This is a genomic window from Bacteroides faecium, assembly GCF_012113595.1.
Taxonomy (GTDB): domain Bacteria; phylum Bacteroidota; class Bacteroidia; order Bacteroidales; family Bacteroidaceae; genus Bacteroides; species Bacteroides faecium.
The window spans coordinates 1878891-1903424 of sequence record NZ_CP050831.1 but is presented as its reverse complement, the minus strand read 5'-3'; the positions used below and the strand labels follow the sequence as shown (position 1 = coordinate 1903424).

The following is a 24534-nucleotide window of genomic DNA, read 5'->3' as shown; positions in this document are numbered from 1 at the left end:
GTAAATAAAGAGATGGCAACAACAGAATTTATCGCCGCTATTGAACTTGGTTCATCGAAGATAACCGGTGTGGCCGGAAGAAAGAACAGTGACGGAAGTATGCAGGTATTGGCATATGCCCAGGAAGACTCTTCTACGTTCATCCGTAAGGGAGTAATCTTTAACCTGGACAAAACGGCACAAAGCCTTACTTCTATCATCAACAGACTGGAAGGTGAGTTGAAAAACTCAATTGCCAAAGTATATGTAGGCATCGGCGGACAGTCACTCCGCACAGTCCGCAACGTAGTAAGTCGCGACCTGGAAGATGAAGCCATCATATCGGAAGAGCTCGTAAGCGCTATCGGCGACGAGAATATCGCCATCCCGGTAGTCGATATGGATATACTGGACGTAGCGCCACAGGAATATAAGGTAGGCAATAACCTGCAAGCCAATCCCGTTGGACTGGTAGGAAGCCATATCGAAGGCCGTTTCCTCAATATCGTTGCCCGCGCTTCCGTACGGAAAAATCTGGAACACTGTTTCCAGCAGGCTAAAATCGACATTGCCGACCAACTGATTGCTCCACTCGTTACAGCCAACGCCGTACTGACAGAAAGCGAACGCCGTTCGGGTTGCGCACTCATCGACCTCGGCGCAGACACGACCACCATCTCTGTTTACAAGAACAACATTCTCCGCTTCCTGACCGTACTGCCGCTAGGTGGCAACAGCATCACGCGCGACATCACCACCCTGCAAATGGAGGAAGAAGAAGCGGAACGCCTGAAGAAAGCCTATGGTGACGTCCTCTACGAGGAAGACCCGGAACAAGAAGAAGCTACCTGCAAACTGGACGATGACAGTCGTACCCTCAAAGTAGCCGACCTCAACAATATCATCGAAGCCCGTGCCGAAGAAATCATCGCCAACGTATGGAACCAGGTACAGCTATCCGGATTTGATGATAAACTGCTGGCAGGAATCATCCTGACGGGAGGAACCGCCAACTTGAAGAATATCGAGGAAATGCTGCGCAAACGTAGTAAAGTAGAGAAAATACGGATTGCGAAACTTCCTCGCAACACAGTTCATGCCCCAAGCAATATCCTGAAAAAAGACGGTTCGCAGAACACACTGTTCGGACTTCTGTTTGAAGGAAACCAGAACTGCTGTCTGACAGAAACCGCTCCGCAACCTGCTCCCGCTCCGGCAACTTCCAAACCGGAACCGGCAGAAGTCCACAAAACGGTAGATATGTTTGAGGACGACCAGGAACTGAAAGAGCAAGCCCGCATCGCCCGGCTTAAAAAAGAGGAGGAAGAACGGGAAGCGAAGACAGCAGCCAAAGAAGCGGAAAAGCTTCGTAAGCAGAAGGAGAAGGAAGAGAAAGAAAGACGGAAAAGAGAAGCCGGCCCGAGCTGGATTCAGCGTAAGATTGACTCGCTGACGAAAGAAATCTTCTCCGACGACGATATGAAGTAAGTGATTAGTGTTTTAGTGATAAATAAAAATAGATAGGATATGGACGAGATAGTACAATTCGATTTCCCGACAGATTCACCGAAAATCATCAAAGTGATTGGTGTAGGTGGTGGTGGTGGTAACGCTGTAAACCACATGTACCGGGAAGGTATCCATGATGTAACGTTCGTTCTTTGCAACACGGACAACCAGGCGTTAGCCGAATCACCCGTCCCGGTGAAACTGCAACTGGGCCGTAGCATCACCCAAGGGCTTGGAGCCGGCAACCGTCCCGAACGGGCACGCGACGCCGCCGAAGAAAGTATAGAAGATATCAAAAGCCAACTGAATGACGGCACCAAGATGGTATTCATCACCGCCGGAATGGGAGGAGGAACCGGAACCGGAGCCGCCCCTGTCATTGCCCGCATTGCGAAGGAAATGGATATCCTGACTGTCGGTATCGTCACCATCCCCTTTATCTTCGAAGGAGAAAAGAAAATCATCCAGGCACTGGACGGTGTGGAACGCATCGCCCAGCACGTTGATGCCCTGCTGGTTATCAACAACGAACGCCTGCGCGAAATATATGCCGACCTTACCTTTATGAACGCCTTCGGCAAAGCCGATGATACCCTCTCGATTGCCGCCAAGAGCATTGCCGAGATTATCACCATGCGTGGTACGGTCAACCTGGACTTTGCCGACGTCAAGACCATCCTGAAAGATGGTGGCGTAGCCATCATGAGTACCGGATTCGGCGAAGGAGAAAACCGTGTCACCAAGGCCATAGACGATGCTCTCCATTCTCCATTGCTCAATAATAATGATATCTTCAACGCCAAGAAGGTTATGCTGAACGTATCTTTCTGCCCGTCGTCGGAACTGATGATGGAGGAAATGAACGAGATTCACGAGTTCATGAGCAAATTCCGCGAAGGTGTGGAAGTAATCTGGGGTGTTGCCATCGACAATTCTCTGGAATCAAGAGTAAAGATTACCGTACTGGCCACCGGATTCGGTGTGGAAGACGTTCCCGGAATGGATACTCTGCATGCCGCACGCAGTCAGGAAGAAGAAGAACGCCAGTTGCAACTGGAAGAAGAGAAAGAAAAGAACAAAGAGCGTATCCGCAAGGCATACGGCGAAAGTGCCAGCAACATCGGAAGCAAGAGTCTCCGCAAACGTCGCCATATCTATCTCTTCAACACGGAAGATTTGGACAACGACGACATCATCGCCATGGTAGAGGACTCTCCTACGTATATGCGTGACAAGACGACTCTGACTAAGATTCGCACGAAAGCGGCTCTTGAAGAGGAAGTAGCGACGGAAGAAGCGACAGACGATAACGGTGTCATCACTTTCTGATAACTCATAACATATAAACATATAAAGATATGGATTTATTCGAACAAGTCAGCGAAGACATTAAAACCGCAATGAAGGCAAAAGACAAAGTTGCCTTGGAAACTTTGAGAAATATAAAGAAGTTTTTCCTGGAAGCAAAGACTGCTCCGGGAGCTAATGATACATTGACGGATGATGCAGCTCTCAAAATCATTCAGAAATTAGTAAAACAAGGAAAAGATTCTGCTGAAATCTATATCGGACAGGGTCGTCAGGATTTGGCTGACGTGGAATTGGGTCAGGTAGCCGTTATGGAAAAATTCTTGCCTAAACAAATGTCTGCCGAAGAATTGGAAGCTGCATTGAAGGAAATCATCGCCGAGGTAGGTGCTACCAGCGGTAAGGATATGGGTAAAGTGATGGGAGTTGCTTCCAAGAAGTTGGCTGGCCTTGCAGAAGGACGTGCCATCTCCGCAAAAGTGAAAGAACTTTTGGGATAACTTTCCCACGACTCTACACAAAAAGTTTCATGCTGTTTTTATTGTCACTTGTCATTTTTTTAAGCCATTCTATTGGTAATCAGCAATCTTAGAGTGACAATAGACAGTGATAATAAGGTGATAATAGAAAGGTTACGTGCTTTCTATTGTCACCTTATTTTTTATCAAATAGTTTCAAGCCGGGAAACAAAGTGTTTAGAGCCGGGAAAAAGAAACTATCCTCAAGGATGGCGAACTTTAGCAGCCTTAGTCAAATAATTCCTTCAGTACTTCCAGTGATTTTAAAGCCGGGAAGTCCGGCAAATGCAAGCTATAATAATCATTTATAGTCGCCAGGCATCGGGTACGTTCCGCACGACTCAGGCCGAAAAGATGCATCGTCTCATAATTCATACGCATTAGTCGGCGAAGACGCCCCGCCTCATCGGGCTTGATATAAGATGAATGTAGTTGGGGACGAATCGAAGTGAAGCAAGCATTCAGCAAGTCGAAATAATCGCCGGTATGATAATCTTCGAGATTGGGATAAAGTCCCAGAAAGCGGGAAAGACGCATCAGGAAAACTAAATGGAAATTGGCAAAACCTTCGCTGCACTCATCCAGCCAGATAATAGAATGTTGCAAATAGGCAAACAAAGGACGGTTTTCAGCTTCTTCGCGGATAGCACGATAAAGGAACTCCGCGAGGAAAAGTGCCATCGCAGACTTGTACGGGTCATAAGGAATGGAAGAAAAAGGATAAAAAGATTTCGCTTCCTTCACACGATAGAGAGTCGTGTTCGGTCTGTAATCCGCTTCAAATTCAATAAAAGATAATGGCTGGAACAGGACGGACTTTACTGCCGCCTTTCGCGAACGAGGTACTGCTACAAGGAAAGAAGCCCTTCCGGACAATTCCGTGTACATATCTACAATGATGGACGTATCATTATATTTTAACGTATGTAGAACTATTCCTTTTGTTTTTTGCAACATAACAGACCACTTCATTATCAATCCGGAACAAAATTACAAAAAATACAAGGTAATCAGAGACTTTTCATAAGCATTAACAACCTAAAAAACAACTACTTTTGTTATTCACCCTGAATGAATTTATTCACCTTTTATCATGGAATCTATATCCTACCCCTAACATCAGATTATTAGGGTCTTTGAACTTGCTCAACTGGTATCCCACATGCAGAAACAAATGGCGCGTGACGTAAGTCTTGAGAGCCAGAATCTGATAGAAACCGTTCGTATCATCTCCACGGCATACCAAGTTTCGTCCAAGTCCGGCATTGATTGAGAAAATCGGCATCACCAGTTCCGCGCGAAGGGACAGCCCCACCGCAAATTGCTCGCGGAAAGGAGGACGATGGAACTTTATATCGTCCTGATAGCTTCCTTCCAGTTTATAATCCTTGATATTAGCGCTTTCGTCATACTGCGCATCCACAGAAAGTCCCGCTCGGAAATAGTTATTGAAATTATACATCGGAGCAAAATTGAGCCCCGCGATACCAAACGAACCGGGCACCAAACTCGGTACATTGTCTTTAACGAATCCCCTTTTGCGAGTCGCACCATATAACACCAAATCATAACTGACGTGCGGCTTTATGAACAATCGTTTGGGAACTATTCCCTCGAACGCACCATCCGTATCGCCAAAGGTGCGTACAATGCCTACTTTCCCACCGATAATATTGAGTCCCCCATTGGGATAATGAGTATTTCCATTGGAGAAATGCGTTAAGTCCACACCTGCCGCCAGTCTCCATTGCGGATGAAACTGCCAGTTCAGAAGAAGCCCCAAATTGATATATGCATTAATTTTAGAGCCGATAACCTCATTCTGCGGATTGTATTGTTCATCATATTTCTTCCAACCGAAAGAAGCTCCGAAATTCCACTCATAATCGAATGACAGACGGGACGAAAGTCGTACTATGGGTGCACCTTGAAAAGCATATACCGTCACCGGGTTTCCTAATTCGGCAGGGCAGTGAAAAGTATTATACGAAACTCCAATCCCCTGATAAGCATGAGGATACATTCTGCCCAAATTGGAATCTTTACTAAACTGGAAAGCATACTTCAGATGCAGGGAGAGCGATTGTTCGATGGTTTTCTGCTGCAAATTATCTCCTTCGAGAAAACTGTTTGTCGGAACAACATAGCCCGGACGAATGTCCAAACCTATCCTATGTTTCTCAACTATCTGCGCCTTCAATTTTCCGCCAACTGCCAGGAGCGACAGCAGGCAAATAATATACAGTAACCGTCCGGTATTCATATTTCCAGTCATTTTAGGTTTTCGCGTATTAGGTAATATTTTCCAGGAATTTTACTTTGTAACATGCCGGTTATGATTCGTTGTTTCCCCGTCTTGGGTTGAGTGGCATAGAGAGTATATTCCGTTTCAAACCATTCATAATCCATCTTCAGAATAATATGCTGAATAGAATTAGGTGGAATAGGAACTTCTACTTGTTCCGTGTTAGGAAAAGGCAATGTTTGCTGCATGGAAGTATATTGCGCCTGTTTGCCATTCATACCCAAACGCCCGTCTTCCAGACTTGGTATCTCTACTGTCAAATTATCTTTTCCCAGTAATTGAAAAGCTTCGGACCTATTACTTCCGAATGCCACTTCATAGCGAGCATTCTCGTATGGAAACCATACATGAGAATAAAAAATATCCGAACTGTTAGTTTGCACGAAATCCTTTAGTGTGTATGTTTCGCGTTTATAGGAATACGCATCCAAAGAGTAAGTGATACGATCGAACACATATCTGTCCGACGGTGAAATATCAACATAAATTTCTTGGTACTCATATTCATTGCCTACCATAATCATAAATTGGAAGTGAATGGAGCGGGCATTCTCGTCCACTGTAATCTTCAATTCTTTGGAATTACTGCGTTCTATGGTGAAACCTGTCAATTCTTCATCACACACAATTTTCCCCAATCCTTCCAGATATGGAACTTCTCCCGTTGTCGTCAGGTTGCCGTCCACATCATAGATTTTATATGGATAAGAGAAGTTATCACTATGAGTATAAATTAATAAATCCCAATTGGAAGACGCAAACCGGATTACCGCGACATCACCGTTCCCATCCAAAGTCAGTTCGGAATCGGAAGAGCGGAAATCGTCAACAAATACATCCCCGTTGCAACTATAAAATACCAATAGAATAAGAAGATATGCTGTTAAGTCTATGCACTTTTTCATGCCATTGTCCTTTTGTCGTTTTCGTTGGGGACAAAAGTAGTATATATTTTAAAACATAAGACTGCGCATTCAGTTAAAAATCTAATCCTGTGAGAGAAAATTCCCTAAATAAAATCCGATTAAATGACATCCAATCGAAAAATAGACTACTTTTAGAACAAAACTAAAACACACAGACTAATGAAGAAGCATATCTACATACTATTCATGTTTATTTTCCTGTTATTAGGATGCAATAGACAACCGTCCGACTCTGACAAACAGCTAGATGAAATTGAGAAAATCATTGAAGTGAATCCTGACAGTGCATCGAATATCCTAAAAAGTATACCATCGCCCGAAGAACTGGATAACAGAACGTATGCACGCTGGTGTATGCTATCCGGCAAAGTAACAGATAAAATATTCAATGACCTTTTACCTACTTATCAGTTTGAAAGGGCTTATGGCTGGTATTCGTCACACGGCACTCCCGATGAACAAGCGCAAATCTTAATTTATCTCGGTCGCTCCTATTTTGCAGAAGGAGATTATGATAAAGCAATGTCAATATACACCAATGCATTGGATATCGCAGAAAAACATAAACTCAATAATCTCACCGGATACACATATAATCATATAGGTGATTTGTATAGAGAAAAATTCATGTTCACAGAAGCTATCAAAAAATACGAGACTGCTGCCGAATGTTTCAAAAAAGAAAATAATACAGATAGTTATGCCTGTGCATTAAAAAACATAGGACGTGAATATGCATGCATAGACTCATTATCACGTGCTTTAGAAATACTGACTATCGCTGATTCCGTAGCAGCTAATACTAAAGATATAGAAGTTACCGCTTCAATAAATAATGCTTTAGGAAATATTTATGTAATGCGAGAAGAATATAATAAAGCCGAAAAGTACTTTCTTAAAGCATTATCGACGGGAAAAGAAAAAATGCCTGATTATGTAGCACTGATTGACTTATATACCACAACTGATTCTATAGATAAAGCTAAAGAACTATTATCTAAAATGCCACAAGATGATCCCCAATATACGTGTAGCATCAATTATTTATATTATCAAATCCATAATGCAGAGAGAAACTATAAAGAAGCGCTTGCCTACCTGGAAGAATATGTTGACATGGTAGATTCTATCGTATACGCTGACAACCAATCTAAGATATTAAACATAGAATCTAAATATAATCATTTAAAAATCAGCAAAGAAGTCGATAGATTAAAGATTAAACAACAAAGCTACATTATATTTTCAGTTATCTGCATTTCATGCTTATTATTGATAACGATAGTGTACTTATTATATCGAAAACAAGTAAAAGAGAAAATCCAAAGACAACGCGATGAATTAAACCGGATTAAAACAGATTTTCTCTATGTATCATTAGAATTGGAAGAGAGAAAAAAGTTATTAGACACATTTAAAGAAAAAGATGACAACTATAATAAGATAGAGGAAGAAATATCACTTTTAACTAGCAATTATAAGGAATTACAACATAAATCTCTAGAAAATTCACCGGTATTTAAAGAGTTGGTACGATTAGCCAAACAAAATAAGCCAAGAAATGATAAGCCATTAATAACAGATAAACAATGGAAACTCATTGCAGATGAAATAACATATATCTATCCAAATTTATCAAAATACATATATAGTTTATGCCCCAATTTACCAGAACAAGACTTTTTGTATTGCTGTTTATGTATGTGCGGATTTGACACTAACACAGAAGCGAAGTTACTAAATATTGCAAGCGATTCAGTAAGAAAAAAACGGCTTAGGCTTAGAGAAAAACTGAACATTGCATTGCTGAATGATAATGCTACATTATATGAGTACTTGATTGAAAATATGCACTAATACCTTCATTTTAGAAGGAAATAAACTACAGTTTAAGAAGCCGTCCACGCAAAAGTGCATAAACTACTGATTATCAACAGTCTTTTGTCCACACCGAAAAACGTCTTTTGCTTGTGCACCCCTTCATATCTCTATAACTTTGCAGAAAACAATTAAAGATATGAAAAGACTAAGTATTGTATTATTAATTGGCATTTCATTTATGACGATGGAAGCCAATACTCTATCAGAGCATAGAACTAAGCGGTTAGTTATCAAAATATGGCATCAGCATAGAGAAGTACCAGTTTCTATTCCTATAGAAGCTATCCTCGACGAAAACTCCATCGAAGTTCGTTTTTTAGAACATGTAGACAAGCAAGTCATCTTCCAAGTAAAAGATCAGCAAGGAAACATCATGTTCCAAGATGTGATAGTAACTCCTAATGAAGCAGAAGTTTATAAGATTGATTTGAAAGGCTACAAAGTTGGTCATTATGAGTTTTTTTACATAGAAGGAAACATGCCCCTCATAGGGGAATTCGAGATTGAACACTCAATCCATTAATAAGTAACACGCACCATTTAACAATATAATAATTAAAAGTATGAAAAAGTTTTTTTACCTACTATGCACGATTACAGGACTATCTGCCCTAAACTCCTGCTCGAATGATATTACAGAAGATGTCATATCTCAAAAGAAAATCAAACTTAACCAAAACGAAGTTTTAAGTATCTCTTACGATGAAACGAAAGATTTGGATGATAAGACTCTTTTCAATATGGTAAACTCTTTTGCCGAACTACAAGGCGGAAATGTGACAAGAAGCAATGTAGCTTCCTTTAAAATAGTAAAAGAAAGTTTCATTAATAAAGAAGGAGAGTTCAAAGAACAAGAACAAGCTACAAGAGCGATAAGCAATGACGATATCACGTCCAAAATCTGCGAGATCGAATTTAGCAATGGCTCTTCTATAGGCCGTGCTGTGGTTTCAGCAAATGCTAATTTTCCCGGCATCATTGCTTTTATTCCTCAATGTAGTAGCGAAACAATGCTAAAGCAAACAGGTGCTAGTGAATTATTGCATGCATCAAAAGCAAGTTATCTCTACAATACAATAAAAATGAAAGAACTCGTGGACTCTTTACGACTTCCGACACTTGAAAAAGTAAGTAAAGAACTAAAATTGCCTTTGGATGAGATTTCTTATGAAGCAATTAAAGATAATATAGTTATCACTGATGCAAAACCTATAACGAGGGCAACAGCTGTACAAATAGGAGATATAGAAATGCAAATACAGGAAACATCGATATATCCTCCTTTGGTAAAAACCAATTGGGGACAAGGATTTCCTTACAATGCAGAATTTGGTTATTTTAATGAATTACTTGATTGGGTCAGGACAGAAAAAGGAGGGAAAAATTTCACAACAGTTCCCGCAGGATGTGTGAACATTGCCATGGCTCAAATGATGACATATACCCATCGTCGTAGAATCCCACAAATTTCATTTCCTAATCCTGATGGACATGGTACGTTTATTCCGAATTGGGATCTGATGGCTCAAACTCCTAAGATCGATGATCCGGGAGCTAGTGAAAGGGGACGTAGTGATACAGAAGAGCTAATAATTGACCTTTATCGTGAAAACCATACAACTTCCAAAAAGGATTGGGATGGCGCTGTCATTGCAAGCGAAGTTACGGAAGAAAATATGCTAAGAACAATGAGTAAGTACTTTAATTATAAGCCAAAAGCCTCTTTCAATGGTGATATGGCATGGGCAGCATTACGTGCAAAGCGCCTAATTATGATGTTAACTTCCGATCACGCCTTCATCATCTCTGGCATGTTAATAACTGAAAAATCTATAGCTACCCGCCAATTAGTAAAGAGTAACGATGTTTATTGGCATGCTAATTTAGGGTGGGCAGATGAATGCACTGGCTACTATCAATTAGACAGTAATGCTAATACATATTTTGATGCCAAAGGCGTTCAACAATGGTGTTATAAAATGGATTACTTAAATAATATTTCCGTAAGATAAAAACAATATGCTAAAGAATAAATACTTTTTATACATACTTATCACCTCATTTCTGATTTTATCATGTACAGACACTGACATTGTCAGCAGCACTAATGATAGAGCAACGAAAAACGATAAGATAATTTTAACACCAGAAGAATTTGTCAGTATTGCATATGATAATCCTGATGAACTATCTGAAGAGGAAATAGGTAATCTTATTTCTGATTTTAGAAATAATATAGAAACTAAAAAAATAGCTACTACACGAAATTCAGAAATATCTCCAATATCAATCAAAAAGAAATATTATATCACCGAAAGCAATAATATCATTAAAAGTGTAGTTGCAACTCGCTCACCAATATCGGAAGAACTCACAGTACCTATATTTGATGTTGAATTGTCCAACTATGATGGTAGTAAAAGCTTAGCTGTCGTATGCGGTGACGAAAGAATGCCTGAGGTTCTTTTCTATACAGACAATTATTGCCCTGATACTAAAATAGATAATGGAACACGCTATTTATTAGAATTATCTAAAAAAAATATTCTTTCAGATATCCAACTAATAGAAAACATAAAATCTACAAAAAGAGATTCTACCCTTTATAAAATAGCTCAACAACTAAATATATCTATAAGAGAAATATCTTATCAAGACATTAAAGATCGAATTACAACAACCGATGCAATATCTACAAGAAATAATAATCCCGGGAATCCCGCCGGGGGTGTAGAAAGACCTAGTTCAGAAGTGGTAGCGTTCGTTAATCCCTTATCCAAAGTAGAATGGAAACAAAGCAATCCATACAATTTCAGTATGCCCGTAATGATGATTTTTGATGGAAAAAACAGCGAATATGAAGGACATATATCGGTAGGATGTGCCAATCTCGCAATAGGAATATTATTTAGTATAATAAAGCCTACTATGTATATAAAAGATAATCAAAGAGTAGATTGGGACTACGTAACTTCAGTTGATAATATTGTTAGCAACCCATGGAAACCTGAACAAGATTCACCACAAGACTTGATAGATATGATTTCTGGTTTATTATACAAAATATACGTAGACACAGATTCATACCCCACTCGAGAAAACAAAAAGTTGTACGATATTGACACAGATAGTGAATATACGAAAGACGTAATTACACAAACTGGAACTAAACCTCTTGATATGGTAAATTATTTAAGAATCATGACTAATTTTTCAGGAAATGAAAAGGAGAAATTCAATGGTAGTCTTGCCAAGCAATCTTTATTTGAAAGAAAGCCTGTTCTCTTGTGCGGCTCTGGACATAAAGTAGACAAAGATGGTAATATAATAGAAAAAGCTGGGGCACACGCTTGGCTAATTGATGGAGTTGTTATTACCAAAGACTCCCGAAGTGCTGTATACTGCCACTATTGGTCAGTAAACATTGGCTGGGGAATAGGTTCTAAGGCTTATTTCAGAACAAGTAATAATCTACAAGATTGTGATGTCATATTTCATACAGACAATGGTAACATCGCATATTATACCCAAGAAATGACCATGTTATATAATATAACGAAAAAATAATAGAGATATGAGATTTGCTATTTTTTTACTTATCGCATCATTATTCATATCCTTTTATGGCTGTTCTAAGGAAGAACCATACGAACCGGAAAAGAAATCGATTTCTATATGGGAAGGAGAAACGTCACATATTAGTATCGAAACTGACTTAACGCGCTACAATTGCACACTACAGTCTGATGATCAAGAAATTGCAACTGCAACTATTGACAAAATGGGTATCTGCATCATTACACACAAAAGTGGAAGTACTATGATACGGCTTCTAGATAATGATAAAATATTATGTGAAATATTCGTATATGTAAAATATTTCGGTAGTCCAGAAATTATAGATTGGGGGATTCCATTAAAAGAAGGCAATCCAGGGTATCCAGGGATAACAATAAAAGCAACAGACCTAAGAATCCCCCCGGAAATAGAGAAAGAGTTACGGGAAGAAAGTAAACCATTTATCAGCGCAATTTATACGTTCAATCAGAATACGAAAAAGTTCACAATAGAAACTTTTTCGGGAATATCTTATGAAGGATCATACGAATGGAACCTTACTTCTTTAACCTTAATGCATGACGGCAAAAAAGAAAAATATGGTTTCAAATTCGCTACTGGAATGTCACACGGATATATCATAGAAGCTGATAAAACAGAAAAATATCAGCAACGATATCCTGATGCCGGTATCACAGAAGTAAAGGTTAATCATGTTTGGAAGGATAATGGAATAATTCAATTAAGAGGACTTACATTTTAATTGATTTCAATAAAAAAAATAAAATGAAACTGTTACCATTAACATCTTGCATACTTGCAATCAACTATTCAAACAAAGACAAGGTAAATAGTGAGCATAAAATTAAGTAAATAAAAAGTATTATGAGAAAAAACATCTTTATATATATTATTTTGGCAGCATTGATATCTTCCTGCACAGAAGAAATGGATAGGTTAACTGAAGCAAATATAAAAAGCAGCCTCTATGATTTGTCAGAAAATGAGGCACTCACAATCGCCAAATCATTTCAAAAATCAGTTACAGCCAGTCCTGAAACAAGAGCGAACGGAGTAACTTTGGGTATAAAAAGCCAATATCGACTTAATGCTTCGGGACAAACAAGAACATTATCTGATGAGAACTCCCCCTTAATTTATGAGATAGAAATGAATGATGGTTTGGAAAATGGTAAAATCATTGTTTCTGGTGATAAAAGATTTCCAGAAGTATTAGCATATATGCCTTCATTCAATGATTCACTTTATAAAGTTGCCACAGGTCCAAATGTAATGGTACAAATGGCAAAAAATGCTTTACTTGATAAAATTCAGAACTACGCGACCACGTCGGCAACACGTTCTCGTCCGGTAGATTCTGTATCAGGAGAAGTCAGTGTTATGATTGTTCCATTTTGCAAAACAGATTGGGGGCAAAGCAGTCCATTTAATCAATTATTGCCAACAGCTTGGGTACAATATGCAGTAGGGGTGGGTAGTAGACCGGGAGCCGCATGGCACAATAATTATTTTACAGGCGAAGCCGTTGTTGCTATTACCCAAGCAATGGCATACTTACAACCTTACTTAGAAATAAATGGTACTTATATTAATTGGGAAGAATTAACGATGGAGAAAGATGTTACAAGACCTTATTATAACATGGCCGCAACATTATCCAAATACATATATGATACTATTGGGACATATCCTGTGTGGGGCAAATCTTACAACGATCAATGGCCACAGTCTACAATTGTGGATGCTGTTGTTGCAATGGAAACTCCAATAAATAAAGTATCTGATGCTTTAAATTCTTCTCAATATAAAATAATCGGTGATAGAGATCAAAAATGGAATCTGGATATAGTGAAAAAATCACTGCTTTCTTTCTATCCTGTTTTTGTCGGTGATCTAAATAGAGTTGCTTTTTTAATTGATGGTTATGCAATTAATGATGAGAATACGGTATATTTCCATTGCAACTTTGGCAGGGGGGACGAATTCAATGGCTACTATATGGTTTATGATGACGGAAGAGTCGATTTTGAACCCGGTGGTTATATCTATAGAGATACATATCTTAGAATAATCGCTAACATGAGAAATCGCTAGAGATACCTATAAAGCAATACTACTAAATAGTAAAAGTAAAAAAACGCTTTCAGCTTTCAGCCCTTCCTAAAAGCCCCTTTTCATCGAAGGTTTTGCCTGAAAGCGAACCTGAATGCGGAAGCGTATAATTTAAGTTCCTTTTTTTTTATACTATACCTACTTGAAATGCAAGTTCTGTTTTAGCGCAACGGAGCTTGCATTTCATTTAAACAGAGCCTCTGCTTCACCAGAATAGAGGCTCTGTCCTGTTCAGCCACCTGCCGATGACTTTAAGCCCACAGGTAAACAACCCTAAGCCCATGTGCCACCCACTTTTGCCCACGTGATGAATCTATATCCCCCGCTTGGTGAGCATCGACAGGATTAGATTCGGATAATTGGATATTTGAGTCATCAGTGTATCAGATGGATTGGCTCAAATCAATACGGTTTTGAGCTAATTGATGTGATTCTCTCACTACTACAAAGTTTAAAAGTGTGCAAGTATCTGCAACGCTGCAACAAAACGGGGACAATGTATTATCTAATAGATAGTTACAGCGTTGCAGATACCTGTTGCAGATGGTGGCAGATAGCCTTTATCTGCCACACTGTATAAAACAATAAATCTTTTATTGCAAACGGTACAATCATATATATGAAACAATGGTTCCCTACATCGAAACTCCCGTTCCCAGGCTGGAAATTGCAGTATCCGCGTAGGGAAACGAGAGTATCCGCGTAGGGAAATTGGAGTTTCTGAGTATAGATACTCCAGTTTCCCTATGCGGATACTGACATTAATGTAATGCCTCCGGCTTTTCCTTAAGGGGATATCTGCCCGTAACTACACGATACGTGTTGCAGATAAGGGATATCTGCAACCATCTGCAACAGGTATCTGCAACGCTATAACTATCTATTAGATAATACATTGCCCCCGTTTTGTTGCAGCGTTGCAGATACTTGCATACTTTTAAACTTTATAGTAATATGAATATTACATTAGACTCATCTTAATACAGATAAGTTCATTTCCGTACTGTAAGGCAACAGAATAAAGAACAAGAATAAACATCTCATTAATTGCCGAATCGGAGAAAATAAACTATTTTTGTTCTCAACTATAAATATAGAGCGGTTATGGATGCAGCAATAAAGAAAATACCTTATGGAATGACGAACTTCGAGTCTATTATCAGTGATAACTATTACTATGTAGACAAGACACGTCATATTGCCTTAGTAGAAGACACAAGTCGTTTTTTCTTCTTCGTCCGTCCCCGCCGTTTCGGGAAAAGCCTTTTTCTGAACATGCTCGGTATTTACTATGATATCAACAAGCAAGATAAGTTCGAAGAAATCTTTGGCGGGCTATATATAGGCAAGCACCCTACACCCAACCGGAATAAATATTTAGTGCTAAAACTCAATTTTAGCAGCGTAGCCACTACCTTGGAACAGCTGGAACAGAAATTTAATGCCTATTGCAAGATGGTCATGCGTGCCTTTGCTAAAGATAACAGTCACTTATTAGGCGAAGACATAGTGGAAGAACTTGAAAAATATGACACTGCAGATGAGGTATTGGGATTCTTATGCCTATCCGCTCAAAACAAAAGGCTGAAAATGTATCTCATCCTCGACGAATACGATAACTTTGCTAACAACATTCTGGTGGATTACGACAACGAACGTTACCATAACATCACTCATGACAACGGCTTTTTTCGAGGATTTCTGAAAGTAGTGAAAGACTATTCAAACTCTGTAATCGAACGTATTTTCCTCACCGGTGTCAGCCCCGTAACAATGGATGACCTCACCAGTGGATTCAACATAGCGGATAATTACAGTAGCAACTCTGTGTTCAATAACATGATAGGTTTCAATGAATACGAAGTACGCACTCTAATAGACTACTACAAAAGCAGAACAGAATTACCGCATACCACGGACGAATTAATAGGAATCATGAAACCATGGTACGACAATTACTGCTTCTCTACAAAGTCACTGGATGAACCGTCTATGTACAACTCGGATATGGTGCTCTATTTCATGAACCGCTATTTGCTGAACAAGCATATTCCCGACAATATGCTTGATGCAAATATCCGTACGGACTACAATAAGTTACGCCATCTTATCCACGTTGACAAGATTTTTGGAGAAAACGCAAGTGTCGTTCAGGAGATAGTAGAAAATGGCTCTACCACTGGAATTATTGCTGATAGTTTCCCTGCGGAAGACATTGTCAAGCCTAGGAACTTCAAGAGCCTGCTTTATTATTATGGAATGCTCACCATCAGTGGAATGGAAATGGGCGAGCCTGTGTTAAGCGTTCCCAACCGGGCAGTACGTGAGCAACTTTACGGTTATATGGCGGACATCTATAAAGATACTGCCGACCTTTATCTTGAAATAGATAAATTGGTAGATCTCATGAAACGAATGGCATATAAAGGAGAATGGGAAAATTATTTCAGATACATTGCCGACCGCCTGAACGGCCAGAGCTGTATCCGAGACTTTATAGAGGGGGAAGCTTATGTAAAGACCTTCATTTTATCATATCTGGGACTGACACACTATTATATCGCCCGCCCCGAATATGAAAGCAACAAAGGATACGCGGATATTTTTCTGCAACCCCGCTTGCTACAACTTCCCGACATGGCGTACAGTTACTGCATCGAAGTTAAGTATGCCAAACGTGATGCCGCCGATATGGAGATAGAGAAATTGACAGTCGATGCCAAAACACAACTGAAACAGTATGCAGCAAGTGAATGGATTCTGCAAGATAAGGGAACCACAGAATTGAAGAGTATCGTTTTAGTGTTTAAAGGCTGGAAACTGGTAAAAGTAGAAGAAGTATAATGTTCTCAATAAAAATAAAGCGGTTATGGATGCAGCAATAAAGAAAATACCTTATGGAATGACAAACTTCGAGTCTATTATCAGTGATAACTATTACTATGTAGACAAAACTCGCTATATTACTTTAGTAGAAAATACAAGTCGTTTTTTCTTCTTTGTCCGTCCCCGTCGTTTCGGAAAGAGTCTTTTCCTGAATATGCTCGGACTATACTACGATATCAATAAAAAGGATAAGTTCGAAGAAATCTTTGGCGGACTATCTATTGGCAAGAATCCCACGCCTTACCGTAATAAGTATCTGGTTTTGACACTCAATTTTAGTAGCGTGGCAGCCAATATGGAACGACTGGAAGAGACATTCAACACCTATTGCAAAATAGTAATGGATGGATTTGCGGAAAGATATGCTCATCTGTTAGGAAAAGAAGCTGTCGAGAAACTACGAGGGCTAAGTACGGGAGCCGCTTTATTGGGCTCATTGTGCCAAAGCGCACAAAACAAGGGATACAAAATATACCTTATTCTTGATGAATATGACAACTTTGCCAACAATATACTGGTAGATTATGGTAACGAACGCTATCGTAGCATCACACACGGCAACGGCTTCTTTCGGGGATTTCTCAAAGTAGTGAAAGACTATTCAAACTCTGTGATTGAACGTATTTTCCTTACCGGAGTAAGTCCTGTAACGATGGACGATCTTACCAGCGGATTCAACATTGCAGATAACTATAGCAGCAATTCCGCATTCAATAACATGATAGGGTTCAATGAATACGAAGTACGTACTCTTATAGATTACTACAAAAGCTGTACAGTGTTGCCACATACTACAGACGAATTGATAGAAATGATGAAACCGTGGTACGACAATTATTGTTTCTCCACAGAGTCATTGGACGAACCATCCATGTACAACTCGGATATGGTGCTTTATTTCATGAATCGTTATTTGCTGAACAAACGCATTCCTGCCAATATGCTTGATGCCAACATTCGCACCGACTACAACAAGCTACGCCACCTTATCCATGTTGACAAGACTTTTGGAGAGAATGCAAGTGTCGTTCAGGAAATAGTGGAAAAAGGAACTACTACCGGAATCATTGCCGACAGTTTCCCGGCCGAAGATATCATCAAGGCTGAGAATTTCAAGAGCCTGCTCTATTATTACGGCATGCTCACCATTCATGGGACACGAGGACCGATGAATATACTTTCCATTCCCAACCAGACTGTGCGCGAGCAACTCTATGGATATATGATCGATATCTATCAACAAGCGACAGACCTCAGCCTGAATGTGGATAAGCTGAATTTCCTAATGTATGATATGGCGTACGAGGGTAATTGGGAACCCTATTTCAAGCATATTGCCGAGCGGCTGGACAATCAAAGCAGCATCCGGGAATTTATCGAAGGAGAAGCACACGTGAAAGCTTTCATTCTCGCTTATCTGGGGTTGAACAGCTACTATATCGCCCGCCCCGAATACGAAAGCAACAAAGGATACGCGGATATTTTTCTGCAACCCCGCTTGCTGCAACTTCCCGACATGGCGTACAGTTACTGCATCGAAGTTAAGTATGCCAAACGTGATGCCACCGATATGGAGATAGAGAAATTGACAGTCGATGCCAAAACACAACTGAAACAGTATGCAGCAAGTGAATGGATTCTGCAAGATAAGGGAACCACAGAATTAAAGAGTATCGTTTTAGTGTTTAAAGGCTGGAAATTAGTAAAAGTAGAAGAAGTATAATGTTCTCTATATATAATAAGGTATATGTGAAAACATGTCCGTCAGCTTTCTTATAGAAGAGAGAAAATTTTTCATTCATGAAGCAGGTATTTATTTCATTGAATATCAACACATAACAAGGTAGCAATAGAAGAAAAGTGAATTTTTCTTCTATTTTTTTTCGCTAATTATTTGTCAGTTTAAAAAAAGTTCCTACCTTTGCATCCGCAATCGAGAAACAAACACAGCTTCGAGAAAGCAAAAGCAGAAATGCAACAATAGGATGGCCCGTTCGTCTATCGGTTAGGACGCAAGATTTTCATTCTTGAAAGGGGGGTTCGACTCCCCCACGGGCTACAAGTTAAAAGAATAAAAGAACTAAAAAAACAGATTAGTCGAGATGGCAAATCATAAATCATCACTGAAAAGAATCAGACAAGAAGAGACAAGAAGACTTCACAACAGATATTATGGCAAGACCATGAGAAACGCTGTTAGAAAGCTTCGCGCAACTACTGACAAAGCAGAAGCAGTTGCAATGTATCCGGGCATTACAAAGATGTTGGATAAGTTAGCTAAAACAAATGTGATTCACAAGAATAAAGCTAGCAATCTGAAATCTAAGTTGGCTCTTTATATCAACAAGCTCGCTTAATAATAAGAATTTAACAATTCTACTATAGCATCAGGCTGAACTTTAAAAGTTCGGCCTTTCTTGTTTACAAACACCTGAATATCAGTTCTGTTAAGAAAGCAGAGAATCCACTTTCATTCGTCATTTTTCACCATTTATTCTTCGCCAAGTCGACAATTTTCACTATATTTGCTCTGTTATTAAAGTTAGAAAGGCAATTATGAGCGAAGAACAAATCACTCCCAATAACGGGTCTTATTCTGCGGATAGTATCCAAGTATTGGAAGGTCTTGAAGCAGTAAGAAAACGCCCTGCGATGTACATCGGTGACATCAGCGTAAAGGGACTTCACCACTTGGTATACGAAATCGTTGACAACTCTATCGACGAAGCATTGGCCGGCTATTGCGACCATATCGAAGTGACAATCAACGAAGACAATTCAATCACAGTACAGGACAACGGACGCGGTATTCCGGTTGACTACCACGAAAAAGAAAAGAAGTCGGCCCTGGAAGTTGCCATGACCGTACTGCATGCCGGCGGTAAATTCGACAAAGGATCGTATAAAGTTTCCGGCGGTTTGCACGGTGTAGGTATGTCTTGTGTGAACGCACTGTCTACTCACATGACAACGCAAGTATTCCGCGGTGGCAAAATTTATCAGCAGGAGTACGAAATAGGTAAACCGCTTTACTCTGTAAAAGAGGTCGGTACTGCCGAAATCACGGGAACCCGTCAACAGTTCTGGCCGGACAACACGATTTTCACGGAAACTGTATATGATTACAAGATTCTGGCTTCACGCCTACGTGAGCTGGCTTATTTGAATGCAGGTCTCGCTATCTCCCTGACTGACCGCCGGGTAGTAAATGAGGACGGCAGCTTCAAGAGCGAACAGTTCTACTCGGAAGAAGGTTTGAGAGAATTCGTACGTTTCATTGAGTCTTCACGTGAACACTTGATTAATGACGTTATCTATTTGAGCACAGAGAAACAGGGAATTCCTATCGAAGTGGCTATCATGTACAATACAGGATTCTCTGAAAACGTTCACTCGTACGTTAACAATATCAACACGATAGAAGGTGGTACGCATCTGGCAGGTTTCCGCCGTGCACTGACTCGTACGCTGAAGAAATATGCCGAAGACAGCAAGATGCTGGAAAAGGTAAAAGTGGAAATCTCAGGAGATGACTTCCGCGAAGGTCTGACTGCCGTTATTTCTGTAAAAGTAGCTGAACCGCAGTTTGAAGGACAGACTAAGACTAAGTTGGGTAACAACGAAGTGATGGGTGCTGTGGATCAGGCAGTAGGTGAAGTCTTAGCATATTATCTGGAAGAACATCCGAAAGAAGCGAAGATAATCGTTGACAAGGTGATTCTGGCCGCTACTGCACGTCACGCTGCCAGAAAAGCCCGTGAAATGGTGCAACGCAAGTCTCCGATGTCAGGTGGCGGTTTGCCGGGTAAGCTGGCGGACTGTTCGGATAAGGACGCAACCAAGTGCGAGTTGTTCCTCGTCGAGGGTGACTCGGCAGGTGGTACTGCCAAGCAGGGACGTAACCGTATGTTTCAGGCTATCCTTCCGTTGCGCGGTAAGATTCTGAACGTAGAAAAGGCAATGTATCACAAGGCTTTGGAAAGCGATGAAATCCGCAATATCTATACAGCTCTAGGCGTCACTATCGGAACTGAAGAGGATAGCAAAGAAGCGAACATTGCAAAACTTCGCTATCACAAGATTATCATCATGACCGATGCCGACGTCGATGGTTCTCACATCGACACATTGATTATGACGTTCTTCTTCCGCTATATGCCGCAGATTATTCAGAACGGTTATCTGTACATTGCTACTCCGCCGCTCTATCTCTGCAAGAAGGGTAAAGTTGAAGAGTATTGCTGGACAGATGCCCAACGCCAGAAGTTTATCGACACGTATGGTGGCGGTTCGGAAAACGCTATTCATACCCAACGCTACAAAGGTTTGGGTGAAATGAACGCCCAGCAATTGTGGGAAACGACTATGGACCCCGAAAACCGTATGCTGAAACAGGTAAATATCGACAACGCAGCAGAAGCCGATTATGTATTCTCCATGTTGATGGGTGAAGACGTAGGGCCGCGCCGCGAATTTATTGAAGAGAATGCAACGTATGCAAATATCGATGCATAATTATTATATTACGTTTTTATAAACCAACCTCACATCTTACAACGAGGAAACGCCGACGGCGAAGGAGAATCCTTCGGTCGGCGTTTTTCTTTTGCCTGCACAGTATCAGTGATTAGTCCCAAGCATGAACCGTCATTAAAAATGCTGAAGAAAATCCGTCAGGTTAACATCACGGCTCAGTTCCATCTTCTTCCGCAGACGATAGCGCGCCATCTCTACACTACGAACGGACATGTTCAGCAACGGAGCAATATCTTTCGAACATAAATCCATCTTCAGGTAAGCACAGAGCCGCTTATCTCCTACCGTCAATTGCGGAAAACGTTCGCCAAGCCGCTTCAGGTAGTCTTCATAAACCATGTCGAAATTATGCTCGATATTCTCCCGGATATCCTTTTGTATTTTACCCAACACCTTCGTCATTTTTGCTTCGTCTTCCCTACCGGGCACATATGTATAAAGTTTGTCCAAGTCTTCTTTTATCTTGAGCAGGATTTCATTTTTACGAATGAGGTTCATCGTAGAAGTAGCCAAATCCTGAGATTTGTGCCGCAGGTTATATTCCAATGTTTGATTCTTCAGCATGACGATTTCCTGTTCACGCTTGCGCGCGTCTTCTTCGAACCGCAGTTGCTGCTCCCGCATTTCTTCTTCTTTACGAAATTCCACTTCTGCTTCTTTCAATCGGGAACGCATTTTATCAAAGCGTACCAACAGCCAGACGAGCATAGAAAATAAGATAAAATATGCGTAATACGCCACCGAACTCAGATACCACGGGGGCAACACTTCAAAATGACAGGTAGTTTCCGACATTCCCGGTCGAAACTTATTCTTGGCACGTACATGAAAGGTATAGCTCCCTTGCGGCAACTTAGTATATTCTTTCATATTAGTCATTGAATAAGAAGACCACTCCTTATCATAATCTTCAAGGAAATAACTGTACTCCACAGCACCTTCCTTCTCAAATTCGGGAACTACAAATTCAAAGCGCAATGAATTATATTTAAAAGGAAGTTTTATCACGAACGGTTGTTCGATAGTACCTCTGGAACCGTATATCAGAGAGTCTTTATTGTTATTGGTGAGATAGATATTCTTGATAAACACGCTATTACCCTGTTTCTTTTCATTCGTCCGTACCTTATCCAGATTAATCCAGGAGAAACCATTCTCGGTGCTGAACAGAAGATGATTCCTGTCAATACAGTTTATATTTTCAAAACCGAATATACGTTTGTCCTGCAAGAAATTCAATGAAATGGAATCCAGCGTATAGGTATGGTCAGAATTCCGGAAAGCGACCGCCTGCAACGTACCGGACATGAAGAAGAGATCGCCATAGGGAGATTCATATAAATGGGCGGCAGCAGGCAGAGTTGCAAAATATTTATTCAATTTATCAAACAAGACTGCCTTATTACGAGTAAGGTCGAACTTATAAAATCCTGCATCAGAAGAAAATACGATGCGGTTTCTAAACTGATTCACCAGATTATTACGGCTAGTCGGGAACCCTCTATCTTCAGCAAAATACTCAACATTCAACACGGAATCTGCTTGAGCGTCCAAGGTCAAACGAAAAAGTCCTTTCATCCAATGAGTCATCCATATCGTGCCGTCATTGTCTTCTGCAAACATGCCGCTCGATTCTTTAAAGCCTTTCAGATAATGAGAAAACTCCCAGCGCCCGCCATGCTTATGCAGAAAGAAAAGCCCATCATAAGAGCATCCCAGGATATAATCCGGACGATTCTTCATCCGTACCAGTTTCCAAGTCCCATTTACCTGCGGAATACGTTCCGCACGGTCGCCTGTAATTATAAAAACACCCCTGTCGTGTCCACAGAACAATGTATTATCTATTTCCGCCAGATACCACACCTGCCCCTTCATATCTTGCACGGATTTGACTGTTTGTTGCTGATTATTAAGAGGATAATCCATATAATAAAGTCCCTGGTTCGTACCCAGATACAGTTTGTCCTTATAAACCAGCGAAGCATAACCGGAACCGTATAGATTCTCGGAACCAAACAGGGAGAATTCGGGCGTATTAATAATAACATAGTCAATGCCTTTATCCAATCCTAACCAAAGATTGCCTGAACGGTCGAATCCCACACTTAATACGGTATTATTCTGCATACCGGAAAATGTATTCACATGCAACGTTGAATTGTCGGAGAGATTTTTCACGAAAAGCCCGTTGGCCACTGTTCCGAAAGCTATCGACTTGCCATCGGTAGCTGCGCAAAAGACCTGGCTCTGCTTTATAAAAGGGTCGATATCCAACGGCAAAGGTTCCAGATGTTTCCCGTCATACAGATAGACTCCGTGAAAATCAGTGACAAACAACATTTTGTTCTTTTCATAAGGTAAAATAGCACATACCTTTTTGCCTATCAATTCATCAGTATAAGGTAAAGACATAAATGAATTGCCGGTTAGAATCATCGGTCCTTCTTCACGGTTCGACACCAGGAGAGAATTATGCACGACTGCCGAGCAGTCTATTTTGTGATTGAAATGATAGGTTTGAACCGTATCCGTATTATATTTATATACATCGCGGTTGCTCTGCAAGTAGAATGAATGTTCAATCTTATAGATTTTCCATATTTCGGAGATATCTTTTATAGAATCAAATGCCCGTATCAGAGATTGATAGACTACTCCACCATTATTTTCCAACTGATAATATCCGAACTCATTAAATGCTCCGGCATACAGGCGTTTGGAATCGTTATCATAAAATACAGAACGTACATTGGTATAATTGGCAATAGGATAGGTTGCCCAATCCTTACCGTCAAATTCCAGCACTCCATTATTATTAGCAAAGTAAATACAACCACCCGGATTCTGCACAATATCCCAATTCTGCGTACCGGATTTATAATGCGTCTTACTGAAATTGCGCACTATCGGATAAATAGAATAAACAGAATTATGGACAAATAAAAATAATAGAATCAATAAGAACGTTCTCATAATATTACTCTTTAATGGC

Annotated in this window: 17 protein-coding genes and 1 tRNA gene; 14 read left to right on the top strand and 4 right to left on the bottom strand. The window is 40.2% G+C overall.

All coding sequences use genetic code 11. The annotated features are described in order from the left end of the window. The first annotated feature begins 12 nt into the window (after positions 1-12). From ftsA to BacF7301_RS06650, 3 genes are read left to right on the top strand one after another with little or no spacing between them, the layout of a single operon-like run. The gene (gene ftsA, locus BacF7301_RS06660; protein ID WP_167961377.1) at positions 13-1467 is read left to right on the top strand and encodes a cell division protein FtsA; all 1455 of its coding nucleotides are present in this window, start codon (positions 13-15) and stop codon (positions 1465-1467) included. Between the two features lie 39 nt (positions 1468-1506). Beyond that, entirely contained in the window at positions 1507-2817 is a 1311-nt protein-coding gene (gene ftsZ, locus BacF7301_RS06655) for a cell division protein FtsZ (protein ID WP_167961375.1), read from the top strand. Between the two features lie 29 nt (positions 2818-2846). Beyond that, positions 2847-3296 carry a GatB/YqeY domain-containing protein gene (locus BacF7301_RS06650; protein ID WP_167961374.1) on the top strand — a complete coding sequence of 150 codons (450 nt, stop codon included), beginning with the start codon at positions 2847-2849 and terminating at the stop codon, positions 3294-3296. A gap of 246 nt (positions 3297-3542) precedes the next feature. On the opposite strand, the gene recO is transcribed toward BacF7301_RS06650, so the two are convergent. From recO to BacF7301_RS06635, 3 genes are all read right to left on the bottom strand, one after another. Beyond that, complete coding sequence (gene recO / locus BacF7301_RS06645; RefSeq protein WP_167961372.1) at positions 3543-4271, bottom strand: DNA repair protein RecO; 729 nt, start codon at positions 4269-4271, stop codon at positions 3543-3545. Positions 4272-4395: 124 nt separating this feature from the next. After that, a complete protein-coding gene (locus BacF7301_RS06640; protein ID WP_167961370.1) occupies positions 4396-5589 on the bottom strand; it encodes an acyloxyacyl hydrolase in 1194 nt (397 codons plus the stop codon). Beyond that, positions 5586-6524: a hypothetical protein gene (locus BacF7301_RS06635; RefSeq protein ID WP_167961368.1), complete on the bottom strand. Its 939-nt coding sequence runs from the start codon at positions 6522-6524 to the stop codon at positions 5586-5588. Before BacF7301_RS06635 ends, BacF7301_RS06640 begins: the two co-directional genes overlap by 4 nt. A 180-nt stretch (positions 6525-6704) precedes the next feature. Here BacF7301_RS06635 and BacF7301_RS06630 point away from each other — a divergent pair, with 180 nt between their 5' ends. From BacF7301_RS06630 to gyrB, 11 genes are all read left to right on the top strand, one after another. Then, complete coding sequence (locus tag BacF7301_RS06630; protein WP_167961366.1) at positions 6705-8402, top strand: BT3442 family protein; 1698 nt, start codon at positions 6705-6707, stop codon at positions 8400-8402. A gap of 160 nt (positions 8403-8562) precedes the next feature. Further along, a complete protein-coding gene (locus BacF7301_RS06625) occupies positions 8563-8949 on the top strand; it encodes a BT3441 family protein (protein WP_167961364.1) in 387 nt (128 codons plus the stop codon). A 40-nt stretch (positions 8950-8989) separates the two neighbouring features. After that, positions 8990-10438, top strand: coding sequence for a C10 family peptidase (locus BacF7301_RS06620; RefSeq protein WP_167961362.1), 1449 nt, complete (start codon positions 8990-8992; stop codon positions 10436-10438). A gap of 7 nt (positions 10439-10445) precedes the next feature. After that, on the top strand, positions 10446-11993 hold the full coding sequence (locus BacF7301_RS06615) for a cysteine peptidase family C39 domain-containing protein (protein WP_167961360.1): 1548 nt from the start codon (positions 10446-10448) through the stop codon (positions 11991-11993). Positions 11994-12000: 7 nt separating this feature from the next. Further along, positions 12001-12747, top strand: coding sequence for a hypothetical protein (locus BacF7301_RS06610; protein WP_167961358.1), 747 nt, complete (start codon positions 12001-12003; stop codon positions 12745-12747). Positions 12748-12869: 122 nt separating this feature from the next. Continuing rightward, on the top strand, positions 12870-14099 hold the full coding sequence (locus BacF7301_RS06605) for a C10 family peptidase (RefSeq protein WP_167961356.1): 1230 nt from the start codon (positions 12870-12872) through the stop codon (positions 14097-14099). 1122 nt (positions 14100-15221) lie between these two features. Beyond that, positions 15222-16961 (top strand): AAA family ATPase, encoded by a 1740-nt coding sequence (locus BacF7301_RS06600; protein ID WP_167961354.1) that lies wholly within the window; start codon positions 15222-15224, stop codon positions 16959-16961. 25 nt (positions 16962-16986) lie between these two features. Beyond that, positions 16987-18726, top strand: a complete 1740-nt coding sequence (locus tag BacF7301_RS06595; protein WP_167961352.1) for an ATP-binding protein — start codon at positions 16987-16989, stop codon at positions 18724-18726. 264 nt (positions 18727-18990) lie between these two features. Continuing rightward, a tRNA-Glu gene (locus BacF7301_RS06590) sits at positions 18991-19062 on the top strand. Between the two features lie 43 nt (positions 19063-19105). Beyond that, the gene (rpsT, locus tag BacF7301_RS06585) at positions 19106-19360 is read left to right on the top strand and encodes a 30S ribosomal protein S20 (RefSeq protein WP_167961350.1); all 255 of its coding nucleotides are present in this window, start codon (positions 19106-19108) and stop codon (positions 19358-19360) included. A gap of 199 nt (positions 19361-19559) precedes the next feature. Further along, the gene (gene gyrB / locus BacF7301_RS06580; RefSeq protein ID WP_167961348.1) at positions 19560-21518 is read left to right on the top strand and encodes a DNA topoisomerase (ATP-hydrolyzing) subunit B; all 1959 of its coding nucleotides are present in this window, start codon (positions 19560-19562) and stop codon (positions 21516-21518) included. 135 nt (positions 21519-21653) lie between these two features. Here the strand turns inward: gyrB and BacF7301_RS06575 are convergent, their stop codons facing one another. Next, positions 21654-24515 carry a helix-turn-helix and ligand-binding sensor domain-containing protein gene (locus BacF7301_RS06575; RefSeq protein ID WP_167961346.1) on the bottom strand — a complete coding sequence of 954 codons (2862 nt, stop codon included), beginning with the start codon at positions 24513-24515 and terminating at the stop codon, positions 21654-21656. Between the last annotated feature and the right edge of the window lie 19 nt (positions 24516-24534).

What these genes read in the sequence shown, in the direction of transcription:
- BacF7301_RS06615 (WP_167961360.1), top strand. Translation starts at nt 10,446, where the DNA reads ATGCTAAAGAATAAATACTTTTTATACATACTTATCACCTCATTTCTG.
- BacF7301_RS06610 (WP_167961358.1), top strand. Translation starts at nt 12,001, where the DNA reads ATGAGATTTGCTATTTTTTTACTTATCGCATCATTATTCATATCCTTT.
- BacF7301_RS06575 (WP_167961346.1), bottom strand. Translation starts at nt 24,515, where the DNA reads ATGAGAACGTTCTTATTGATTCTATTATTTTTATTTGTCCATAATTCT.
- rpsT (WP_167961350.1), top strand. Translation starts at nt 19,106, where the DNA reads ATGGCAAATCATAAATCATCACTGAAAAGAATCAGACAAGAAGAGACA.
- BacF7301_RS06595 (WP_167961352.1), top strand. Translation starts at nt 16,987, where the DNA reads ATGGATGCAGCAATAAAGAAAATACCTTATGGAATGACAAACTTCGAG.
- ftsZ (WP_167961375.1), top strand. Translation starts at nt 1,507, where the DNA reads ATGGACGAGATAGTACAATTCGATTTCCCGACAGATTCACCGAAAATC.
- BacF7301_RS06600 (WP_167961354.1), top strand. Translation starts at nt 15,222, where the DNA reads ATGGATGCAGCAATAAAGAAAATACCTTATGGAATGACGAACTTCGAG.
- BacF7301_RS06605 (WP_167961356.1), top strand. Translation starts at nt 12,870, where the DNA reads ATGAGAAAAAACATCTTTATATATATTATTTTGGCAGCATTGATATCT.
- BacF7301_RS06640 (WP_167961370.1), bottom strand. Translation starts at nt 5,589, where the DNA reads ATGACTGGAAATATGAATACCGGACGGTTACTGTATATTATTTGCCTG.
- BacF7301_RS06635 (WP_167961368.1), bottom strand. Translation starts at nt 6,524, where the DNA reads ATGAAAAAGTGCATAGACTTAACAGCATATCTTCTTATTCTATTGGTA.
- BacF7301_RS06620 (WP_167961362.1), top strand. Translation starts at nt 8,990, where the DNA reads ATGAAAAAGTTTTTTTACCTACTATGCACGATTACAGGACTATCTGCC.
- gyrB (WP_167961348.1), top strand. Translation starts at nt 19,560, where the DNA reads ATGAGCGAAGAACAAATCACTCCCAATAACGGGTCTTATTCTGCGGAT.
- BacF7301_RS06625 (WP_167961364.1), top strand. Translation starts at nt 8,563, where the DNA reads ATGAAAAGACTAAGTATTGTATTATTAATTGGCATTTCATTTATGACG.
- recO (WP_167961372.1), bottom strand. Translation starts at nt 4,271, where the DNA reads ATGTTGCAAAAAACAAAAGGAATAGTTCTACATACGTTAAAATATAAT.
- BacF7301_RS06650 (WP_167961374.1), top strand. Translation starts at nt 2,847, where the DNA reads ATGGATTTATTCGAACAAGTCAGCGAAGACATTAAAACCGCAATGAAG.
- BacF7301_RS06630 (WP_167961366.1), top strand. Translation starts at nt 6,705, where the DNA reads ATGAAGAAGCATATCTACATACTATTCATGTTTATTTTCCTGTTATTA.
- ftsA (WP_167961377.1), top strand. Translation starts at nt 13, where the DNA reads ATGGCAACAACAGAATTTATCGCCGCTATTGAACTTGGTTCATCGAAG.